10 protein-coding genes are annotated in these 9,142 nt (G+C 72.4%); 4 read left to right on the forward strand and 6 right to left on the reverse strand.

The annotated features are described in order from the left end of the window. Positions 1 to 20: 20 nt before the first annotated feature. The 3 genes from JWR81_RS23245 to JWR81_RS23255 are packed head-to-tail and all read right to left on the reverse strand — an operon-like array spanning position 21 to position 2,818. A complete protein-coding gene (locus JWR81_RS23245; protein WP_297657010.1) occupies positions 21 to 782 on the reverse strand; it encodes a DUF1365 domain-containing protein in 762 nt (253 codons plus the stop codon). Between the two features lie 41 nt (positions 783 to 823). Continuing rightward, positions 824 to 2,089, reverse strand: coding sequence for an NAD(P)/FAD-dependent oxidoreductase (locus JWR81_RS23250; RefSeq protein ID WP_297656980.1), 1,266 nt, complete (start codon positions 2,087 to 2,089; stop codon positions 824 to 826). Between the two features lie 12 nt (positions 2,090 to 2,101). Next, complete coding sequence (locus JWR81_RS23255) at positions 2,102 to 2,818, reverse strand: alpha/beta fold hydrolase (protein WP_297656983.1); 717 nt, start codon at positions 2,816 to 2,818, stop codon at positions 2,102 to 2,104. Between the two features lie 175 nt (positions 2,819 to 2,993). Here JWR81_RS23255 and JWR81_RS23260 point away from each other — a divergent pair, with 175 nt between their 5' ends. Continuing rightward, the gene (locus JWR81_RS23260) at positions 2,994 to 3,794 is read left to right on the forward strand and encodes a 1-acyl-sn-glycerol-3-phosphate acyltransferase (RefSeq protein WP_297656986.1); all 801 of its coding nucleotides are present in this window, start codon (positions 2,994 to 2,996) and stop codon (positions 3,792 to 3,794) included. A gap of 27 nt (positions 3,795 to 3,821) precedes the next feature. On the opposite strand, the gene JWR81_RS23265 is transcribed toward JWR81_RS23260, so the two are convergent. From JWR81_RS23265 to JWR81_RS23275, 3 genes are all read right to left on the reverse strand, one after another. Next, complete coding sequence (locus tag JWR81_RS23265; protein ID WP_297656989.1) at positions 3,822 to 4,088, reverse strand: hypothetical protein; 267 nt, start codon at positions 4,086 to 4,088, stop codon at positions 3,822 to 3,824. Positions 4,089 to 4,179: 91 nt separating this feature from the next. Then, a complete protein-coding gene (locus JWR81_RS23270) occupies positions 4,180 to 5,133 on the reverse strand; it encodes an acyl-CoA desaturase (RefSeq protein WP_297656991.1) in 954 nt (317 codons plus the stop codon). Positions 5,134 to 5,234: 101 nt separating this feature from the next. Beyond that, positions 5,235 to 6,596, reverse strand: a complete 1,362-nt coding sequence (locus tag JWR81_RS23275; protein ID WP_297656994.1) for a mycothione reductase — start codon at positions 6,594 to 6,596, stop codon at positions 5,235 to 5,237. 166 nt (positions 6,597 to 6,762) lie between these two features. Between JWR81_RS23275 and JWR81_RS23280 the strand changes: the two genes are divergently transcribed. The 3 genes from JWR81_RS23280 to JWR81_RS23290 all read left to right on the forward strand — a co-directional run bounded on the left by JWR81_RS23280 (position 6,763) and on the right by JWR81_RS23290 (position 9,093). Further along, a complete protein-coding gene (locus JWR81_RS23280; protein WP_297656997.1) occupies positions 6,763 to 7,224 on the forward strand; it encodes a GNAT family N-acetyltransferase in 462 nt (153 codons plus the stop codon). Between the two features lie 292 nt (positions 7,225 to 7,516). Then, a complete protein-coding gene (locus JWR81_RS23285; RefSeq protein ID WP_297657000.1) occupies positions 7,517 to 7,993 on the forward strand; it encodes a lipopolysaccharide assembly protein LapA domain-containing protein in 477 nt (158 codons plus the stop codon). Beyond that, positions 7,993 to 9,093 (forward strand): class I tRNA ligase family protein, encoded by a 1,101-nt coding sequence (locus JWR81_RS23290; RefSeq protein ID WP_297657004.1) that lies wholly within the window; start codon positions 7,993 to 7,995, stop codon positions 9,091 to 9,093. Before JWR81_RS23285 ends, JWR81_RS23290 begins: the two co-directional genes overlap by 1 nt. Positions 9,094 to 9,142: the final 49 nt, after the last annotated feature.

Consider the following 9,142-nt stretch of genomic DNA (forward strand, 5'->3'; position numbering starts at 1 on the left):
AGGTGTCAGCGGCTCTGTGCTCATTGGACGCCCTCCTGCGGTGCGTGCTTCGGTCGACGGATCACGGAGAGCCCGCGCAGCCAGAGCGTGATGCCGTGGCGGCGGATCAGGGCCGACGTGCGGTAGGTTATGAGCGGGCGGCGCGCGAGCATCCGCACCAGCGCCGCGGGGGTGGCCGGGCGGCGGGTGCCGACGACGGTGGCGGTCAGCGCGGTGGCGCCGCCCTGGCGCAGGGTCACGGCGACGGCAAGGCGCTCGCCCGGCTCGCGCAGCGACATCGAGTAGGTGCCGTCGACCGAAAGGAACGGCGAGACGTAGAAGGCCTTCGCCGTCTCGGCCCGCCCGGACCCGTCGGTGCGCAGCAGGTAGCAGTGCCGCTCGCCGTAGGTGTTGTGGACCTCCGCGACCACGCACTCGAGCGCACCGCGTGTAGCGCCGGCGGAACGGTCGTCGGCACTGACGGGCCGGTGGCACCAGTACACGCTGATCGGGTTGAACACGTACCCGAGCAGCCGGGCGTTGGCCAGCATGAGCACCTGGCCCCCGTGGAGGTCCACGCCCTGGGTGGCGAGCCAGGCGTCGAGGTTCTGGCGGATGGTCCGCTGCGGGTCGCCGAGGTGGTCGCGGGCCTCGAAGCGGGCGAACGGCGCCAGCCAGCGGGGCAGCTCGGGCAGGGCGTCGATGTCGACGAGCCACAGGTAGATGCCGTGGCCGAACCGGCGGTCCATCGCCTGCTTGCGGACGTGGGTGACGGTGGCGTCGTAGAGTGCCGGCACGGCCACCGGCGCGCGGACGACGTCCGGCGTGGGACCGGCGCAGGCGGTCACCAGTCCGCTCCCAGCGACGCCGCTGCGCGGACGCCCGCCGCGCAGCCGTCCTCGTGGAAGCCCCAGCCGTGGTACGCGCCCGCGAACGCGACTGTGCCGTCGTTGAGGGCGGGCAGCCTGCGCTGCGCGGCCACCGACTCGGGCGTGTAGATCGGGTGCTCGTAGTGCATCGTCGCGACGACGCGGTCCTGGTCGACGCGGTCGGTGCCGTTGAGCGTCACCACGTAGTCGTCGGGTTCGGCGAGGCGCTGCAGCCGGTTCATGTCATAGCTGACGAGCACGGGCGCGCCGTCCTGGCTGGAGCAGGCCGACTTGAGGTAGTTCCACGACGCGCGCGCGCCCGCCCGCCGCGGCAGCACCGACGTGTCGTGGTGCAGCTGCGTGGTGTTCCGCGAGTAGGTGAACGCGCCCAACACCGCACGCTCGTCCTCGGTGGGTGCGTCGAGCAGGGCGAGCGCATGGTCCGGGTGGGTGGCGACCACGACCTTGTCGACGCGGTGCACCGTGTCGGCGTCGTCGCGGACATCGATGCCCTCGCCGACCCTGGAGACGCTGCGCACCGGGGTGGAGACCGACACGCCCGACAGTCCCTTCACCGCCTTCTCGACGTAGCTGCGCGAGCCGCCGGTGACCGTGCGCCACCGGGGCGAGCCGCCGACCGAGAGCAGGCCGTGGTGGTCGAGGAAGGTGAACAGGTAGCGGGCCGGGTAGCTCATCGACACCGACTCGCCGGCCGACCACACGGCCGAGACCACCGGGAGCATGAAGTGCTCGACGAAGTAGCGGGAGTACCCGCCGATGGCGAGGAATGCGCCGAGCGTGACGTCGCCCGCGCGCTCGTCGGCCAGCACGCGCCGCGCGTGCCGGTGGAAGCGCACGACCTCGCCCAGCATCGCCAGGTACGCGGGCCGCGCGACGTTGGACGCCTGCGGGAACAGCCCGCCGAGCTTGCGCGCCCCGGCGTACTCCAGCCCGCAGCCCTCGCAGCGCACGCTCATGGACATGTCCGACTCCTGTGTGGACACGCCGAGCTCGGCGAACAGCCGCAGCAGGTTCGGGTAGGTGCGCTCGTTGTGGACGATGAACCCGGAGTCCACGTTGGCCGTGCCGCCGTCCGAGGTGGACAGCTCGTGGGTGTGGGCGTGGCCGCCCAGCCGGCCGTCGGCCTCGAAGAGCGTGACGTCGTAGCGGCGCTGCAGCAGGTAGGCGGCCGTCAGCCCGGCGACGCCGGAACCGACGACAGCAGCGGTGGGACGGGTCATCTTCGGCTCCAGTCAGTGAGCGGCGGACAGTTCGACGTGCAGGCCGCCCGGTGCGGGTTGCGCGAGAGCATTCGCAATCTCGGGGTCCTCGGGTTCGATCTCCGTGACACCCAGCACGAAGCGGCGCACGAGCGACTGCCAGTCCGACGCGCGGCTGAGCATGAAGTGGCCGGCCCCGTGCACGTCGAAGCGGGCGATCCGGTCGGTGACGGGCTTGGCCCGCACCGCGTAGGCGTAGGACTCGCGGGGGTCGGTCCAGCGCTCGCGGTCGCCGTGGGCGATGAGCACGGTGCGGCCGGCCAGCTGCTGCACCGGGTCCGAGCCGTCCAACCACGGGGCCAGTGCGCACACCGCGACGACGTTCGGCTCGCCTGCGGCGCCGAGCGCAGCGCGGCCGCCCATCGAGTGGCCGACCAGCACCACCGGCACGCCCGGATAGCGGCCGGCGAGCTCGCACAGGACCTGCTCGGCGTCGTGCTGGGCGTCCCTGGCCGGGGCGTTCCAGCCGCGGTGGCGGTAGCGCAGCATGAACACGGCGAGCCCGGCGTCGTTGCCGCGGCGGGCGAGCATCCGGGCGAACGGCACCATCCGCCGGTAGGTCAGGCGCTTGCGCTCCCCGCTCTCCCGGCTGTGGGCCCGGCCGCCGTGCAGCACCATGACGAGGAACCTCGGGGCGTCGGGGACCGCCCCGACAGGCTCGACGCGCGGCAGCACAGAACTCTCGTGCACGGGAGACCTCTCGATGATGAAGCTGTCAAACCAGTGTGGTCGGGTGTTCTGTTTCACGCGGTTGTCCGCTCGGGCCCTGCGATCGACGTCACACAATGGGGGCGCACGGTCAGATCGTCACCCGGCAGGGGATGATCCGCGAGTCGGTCCGACGAGAGAGGCTCCAGGAGGACGCATGACGGGTACCCGACCGCTGACGGTGCGGGAGAAGCTCGCGCTCACGTTCTCGCGCCGCAGGCGCGGCTCGGGGTTCTGGTTCGGCTTCGCCATCTGGATGCTCTGGCCGTGGACGATGTTCGGCACCCGCATCGGCTGGACGGGCGGCGAGCACATCCCACGCGAAGGCGGCGCGCTGCTCGCCATCAACCACGTGTCGTTCTCCGACCCGATCTTCGACGTGGCGCTGACCGTCTCCCACGGGCGCATGCCGCGGTTCCTCGCCAAGGCCGAGCTCTGGGACATCCCCGTGGTGCGGTCGGTGCTGGCCAAGGGCGGCCACATCCCCGTCTACCGCACCTCGGCCCGCGCGGGGGACGCCTTCCGCGGCGCGATCGAGGCCGTCCAGCGCGGTGAGGTCGTGGCGTTCTACCCGGAGGGCACCTACACCGCCGACCCCGACGGCTGGCCGATGAAGGCCAAGAACGGCATCGGCCGCATCGCGCTGGTCACCGGCGCGCCTGTCATCCCGGTGGCGAACTGGGGCAGCCAGGACGTGTTGCGGCCCGGCTCGGGCCTGCCGCGGCTGTTCCCGCGCAAGCGCGTCGAGGTCGTCGTCGGTCCGCCGGTGGACCTCTCGCAGTGGCTGGGCGGCCCGCGCACCCGCACCGCGCTCGACGGTGTCACGGCGAAGATCATGTCCGACGTGACCACCCTGCTGGCCGGCATCCGCGGCGAGCAGCCGCCCGCGGTGCCCTACGACCCGGCGGCGAAGAAGTCCGTCGACGAGCCGCCGGAGGCGCGGGCCGAAGCCGGCTGACGGAACGGCAACGGGATCCGCCGCTGATCAGCGTCCTGGGCCGATGTCGTCCGCGGAGCCCGTGGCGCGGCAGGCCGGGGTGATCACACTGGCCCGGGCCGTCGCGTGCGGGCTGTCGGCGGCCACCGTGGACACCGCCGCACCCGGGAGGGATCGTGGCGGCGCCTGCATCCCGGCGTCCACCTGGTGGGCGGCCATCGGCTGAGCGACGAGGCACGGGTCCGCACGGGCCGCGCGGCTGATCACCGCGGCCGCGGACCGGGCCGACTCGGCGGCCGCGCGGCTTCCGGTCAAGCTCCTCCGTGATGCGGGGATCGATCGCGAAAAAGGGACATGAGCTGCGTATGTGCAGCTCATGTCCCTCAGACGACGATCGTGGCCCGGGTCAGGCGGCCTTGGTGGCCAGCTTCTCGAGGCGCTTGGTGCTGGGCCAGCGGACGTTGCTCGCCCAGCCCAGCTTCTCGAACGCCCAGATCACGCGGGCGGAGATGTCGATCTGGCCGCGCTGCACGCCGTGGCGGGCGCAGGTGGGGTCGGCGTGGTGCAGGTTGTGCCACGACTCGCCGAAGCTCAGGATCGCCAGCGGCCAGACGTTGCGCGAGTGGTCGCGGGAGGCGAACGGCTGCTCACCGATCATGTGGCAGATCGAGTTGATCGACCACGTGACGTGGTGCAGCAGCCCGACGCGCACGAGCCCGGCCCAGAAGAACGCGGTGAGCGCGCCCCACCAGGACATGGTGATCAGGCCGCCCAGCGCGGCGGGGACGAGCAGCGTGGCCACCGACCAGACGACGAACAGGTTGTCGACGCGCACGAGGTCGCGGTCGGCCAGCAGGTCGGGGGTGAAGCGCTTCTCGTTGGTCTTGTCACGGTCGAACAGCCAGCCGGTGTGGGCGTGCAGGAAGCCCTTCGCCAGCGCGCCGGTGGAGGTGCCGAACAGCCACGGCGAGTGCGGGTCGCCCTCCTTGTCGGAGAACGCGTGGTGGCGGCGGTGGTCGGCCACCCAGGTGATGACGGGGCCCTGCATCGCCAGCATCCCGGCGACGGCGAGCGCGATGCGCAGTGGCCGCTTCGCCTTGAACGAGCCGTGGGTGAAGTAGCGGTGGAAACCCACGGTGATGCCGAGGCCGCTGATCACGTAGAACACCGCGGCGATCGCGACGTCCGTCCAGCCGAGGCCCCATCCCCAGGCGAACGGGATGGCGCCGATCAGGGCCAGCAGCGGCAGGATCACGAACATGTAGACGGCGATCTGCGGCGCCATCCCTCGGCGGCCGTCGAGGATCGGCTTGGCCGCGGGTGGGCCGGCCGGTCGGGTGGAGCTGTCGACAGCGGTCATGGGCGGGGCACCTCGTGATCGTGGGGAATAGGGTGACCTTACTGGGAACGTGTGTACCAGGCATTCGGTGCCCGGCGGCACCACGGATCGTGTAATCCGGCCTACAGGTCGAGGCCGAGGAGGGCGTTCTCCACCACTTCGGGCAGCGCCGGATGGATCCAGTACTGGCCGGTGGCCATCTCGCGCGCGCCCAGCCCGAAGGACATGGCCTGGATCAGCGGTTGCACGACGATGGAAGCCTGCGGGCCCATGACGTGCGCGCCGAGGAGCCTTCCGGTGCCGCGCTCGGCGAGCACCTTGCAGAAGCCGGTGGTGTCCTCCATCGCCCAGCCGTAGGCTACGTCGCCGTAGGCCTGGATCTTCACCGCGTAGTCGAGGCCCTGGTCGCGGCACCCCGCCTCGGTGAGTCCCACCGCCGCGATCTGTGGGTCGGTGAACACCGCCGACGGTACGAAGCGGTGGTCGGTGTCGCGCGGCGCCTCGGGGTGCAGCAGGTTGTGCTGCACCACCCGCTGCTCGTGGTTGGCGACGTGCTTGAGCTGGTAGGGCGAGCTGACGTCGCCGAACGCCCAGACGCCCTCGACCGGGGTGCGCTGGCGTTCGTCGACCACGATGCGACCGTCCGGGTGCGTGGGGATGCCGGCCTTGTGGAGGTCGAGGCGGTCGCTGTTGGGGACGCGGCCTGCGGCGACGAGCAGCACGTCGGCCTCCAGCACGGTGCCGTCGTCGAGGGTGACCGTGATGTCGCCCTCGGTGCCGGACACGCCGATGATCTTGCGGCTGAGGTGGGTGTCCCAGCGCTCGGCGGCGACGGCCGTGAACCGCTCCGACACCGTCTCGTCCTGGGCGCGGAGCATCAGCCCGCTGCGCCCGACGATCGAGACGCGGGCACCGAGGGCGGAGAACACGTGCGCGAACTCGGCGGCGATGTACCCGCTCCCGACGATCACGAGGTGCTCGGGCACGTCGTCGATGCGCATGATCGTGTCGGACGTGTGGAACGGGACGCCGGAGCCGGCGATCACGTCCGGGACCGCGGGCCGGCCGCCCGCGGCGATCACGATCTCGTCGGCCGTGAACGGCTCGCCGCCGTCGACGCTGATCGCATGGGGGCCGGTGAACCGCGCGTGTCCCTCGTAGACGGTGACGTTCGGACAGCGCTCCACGCGGTACTCGCGCCCGCCGGCGGCGATGGGGTCGATGCGGCCGAAGACGCGGTCGCGGATGTCGGTCCAGCGCACCTTGTCCAGCGTGGCGTCGATGCCGTAGCGGCTGGCGTGCCGGATGTGCTCGGCGATGTCGGCGGGGTAGACGTACATCTTGGTGGGGATGCAGCCGACGTTCAGGCACGTGCCGCCGAACACCCCGTGCTCGATGATCACGACGTCGCGGTCGTCGAAGCGGTCGTCGACGATGGAGTTGCCGGACCCGGTGCCGATGACGACGAGATCGTGGTGACGCACCGTTCGAGGTTAGCCGCCCGCGGTGGGCCCGCTGTGCCGTGTCACGGAAGTGTCACATCGCGGCGTCACGTCCCGGAGCAGGCCGGGCCCCACCCGAGCAGGCCTACCGGCAGGTCGACGCCCACGTGGAACTGCGCCTTGTCGGCGAGGGTGGTAGAAGAACCGGATGACCAGCGAGGCGGTCGCCGCCACCGTCCACCGGGCCTGGGCGGCCGACCTGGACGCCCGCATGCTGTACGAGCTGCTGCGCCTGCGCGTCGACGTCTTCGTGGTGGAGCAGGCCTGCCCGTACGCCGAGCTGGACGGTCGCGACCTCGAGGACCGCGCCCGGCACTACTGGCTCGGTGGCAGGCCGTCGCCGGTGCTGGGCTGCCTGCGGCTGCTCGAGGAGCAGGGCGGCGAGTACCACATCGGCCGGCTGTGCACGGCCCGCTCGGCGCGCGGCCGCGGGCTCGGCAAGCGGCTGATGGAGGCGGCGCTGGCCGAGGTCGGTGACCGCCCCTGCGTGCTCGACGCCCAGGATCACCTCGCCGGCTTCTACGCCGGGCTCGGGTTCGCCGTGACCGGCCCGTCGTTCGACTGGGACGGCGTCGTGCACGTCCCGATGCGCCGTGAGGGCCGCGGCTGACCGCGTCTCAGTCCAGGCGCGGCTGCGCCCGCAGCGCGGAGAACAGGAAGGCGAGGCGTCGACCAGCGGCTCCGGCGTGGCGACGTGGGCGGGCGGCGTGGCGAAGAAGACGTCGAGAGCCGCCTGGTGGTCCATCGTCCGACGGGAGGCCGTGGCCCGTGGATCGACCGGCCGGTGCGTCCGGATCCGCGGGACGCGGCCTGACCGACCGTGTCCGGGCCCCCACGTGGGGTGTGCGGAATACTGCCGGTCGAATGGCCGGCGCACGGCAGCGAGCTAGTGAGGGAGTTCCATGAGCGAGGATCCGACCCGGGCGACGCCATTGGCGAGGGACGTGCCGGCGCACGGCAATGTCGGTCCGTCCGATCCCCACGCCGACCCCCTGACCCAGCCCGGTCTGCGACGCCCGGCCCCGTCCGAGCTCGACGGTCCCGTCACCGACCCGAGCATGAGGGCCGTCCCCACGAGCCCCGAGCAGCCGACCGTCCCGACGTCGACCAGGCCGTCCGCGCCGGTCGTCGTGCGCACCCGCACCGGCGGGCTGTGGACCGGGCTGATCCTTTCGGCGATCGTCCTGATCTTCCTGCTGGTGTTCATCCTGCAGAACCTGAACGTGGTGACGATCTTCTTCCTCGGGTTCACGTTCTCGCTGCCGGTGGGCGTCGCGCTGCTGCTGGCCGCCGTCGCGGGCCTGCTGCTCGTCGCCATCCCGGGTGGTCTGCGGATCCTGCAGCTGCGGCGCGCCGCCCGGCGCGCGGCCGTCCGCTGATGCTGCGCATCGGGGACCGCCCGCTCCCGGTCGTCGGCCGGGCGCGGATGTACGTCTGCGGCATCACCCCCTACGACACCACCCACCTCGGGCACGCGGCCACGTTCGTCTGGGCCGACGTGGCCGCGCGCGTACTGCGCCACCTCGGCGTCGACGTCGAGGTGTGCCGCAACGTCACCGACGTGGACGACGTGCTGGACGCGGCCGCGGCCCGCATGGGCGACCGGTCCGACAGCTTCGCCGCCGTGCAGCAGTTCCGATTCGACCGTGACATGGCGGCGCTCGGCGTGCGCCCGCCCACCCACGAGCCGCGGGCGCACAACCACGTCGCCCAGGTCGTGACGCTGGCCGGGGCGCTGCTCGAGTCGGGTGCGGCCTACTTGCGCGGCGGCACCGTCTGGTTCCGCGGCGGTGCCGTCCCGGCCCGGGCCGGGCTCGACGACGAGGCCGCCGCCGCTCTCGCGGCCGAGTTCGGCCAGCAGTTCGGGGCGGCCGGGGCCGAGCACCCGGCCGACGTCCCGATCTGGCGGTCGGCGGAACCCGCTGAGGTCGCGTGGCCCAGCCCCTGGGGCGAGGGGCGTCCGGGGTGGCACGCGGAGTGCGCCGCGATGGCGTTGACGACTTTGGGCCCGGCGCTCGACCTGCACGCCGGCGGCGCCGATCTGCGGTTCCCCCACCACGCGTACGAGTCCGCGATGGCCGAGGCGCTCACCGGGGTCGCGCCGTTCGCGCGGGCGTGGATGCACGTCGGCACGGTGCGCGTGGGCGGCGCGAAGATGGCGAAGTCCACCGGCAACCTGGTGCTGGTCTCCGATGTCCTGCAGGAGCACCCTGCCGCTGCCCTGCGGCTGCTGCTGGTCGACCGGGTGTGGTCGCAGGACTGGGACTACGAACCGGCCGCACTGGACGCGGCCACCAACCGGCTCGACCGGCTCTACGCCGCCGCTGCCCGGGGCGTGGCGGAAGACGGGACGAAGGCGGCCGCCGCGGTCACGGCAGCCCTGCTCGCCGACCTCGACGTGCCCACCGCGCTGGGGATCTCCGAGGAGCACGGCGGCGAGGCCGCCCGCGTGGCCCTATCGGTCCTCGGCCTGGCGTAGGCACCGGCTCCACATACGCCGAGGCGCGGCACCCCGGGAGGGGTGCCGC

Origin of the sequence: Pseudonocardia sp. (genome assembly GCF_025965585.1) — a bacterium.
Taxonomy (GTDB): Bacteria; Actinomycetota; Actinomycetes; order Mycobacteriales; family Pseudonocardiaceae; genus Pseudonocardia.

Bases quoted from the DNA above. Each gene is read 5' to 3' on its own strand.
- JWR81_RS23250 (WP_297656980.1), bottom strand. From the start codon at position 2,089: ATGACCCGTCCCACCGCTGCTGTCGTCGGTTCCGGCGTCGCCGGGCTG.
- JWR81_RS23260 (WP_297656986.1), top strand. From the start codon at position 2,994: ATGACGGGTACCCGACCGCTGACGGTGCGGGAGAAGCTCGCGCTCACG.
- JWR81_RS23270 (WP_297656991.1), bottom strand. From the start codon at position 5,133: ATGACCGCTGTCGACAGCTCCACCCGACCGGCCGGCCCACCCGCGGCC.
- JWR81_RS23280 (WP_297656997.1), top strand. From the start codon at position 6,763: ATGACCAGCGAGGCGGTCGCCGCCACCGTCCACCGGGCCTGGGCGGCC.
- JWR81_RS23285 (WP_297657000.1), top strand. From the start codon at position 7,517: ATGAGCGAGGATCCGACCCGGGCGACGCCATTGGCGAGGGACGTGCCG.
- JWR81_RS23290 (WP_297657004.1), top strand. From the start codon at position 7,993: ATGCTGCGCATCGGGGACCGCCCGCTCCCGGTCGTCGGCCGGGCGCGG.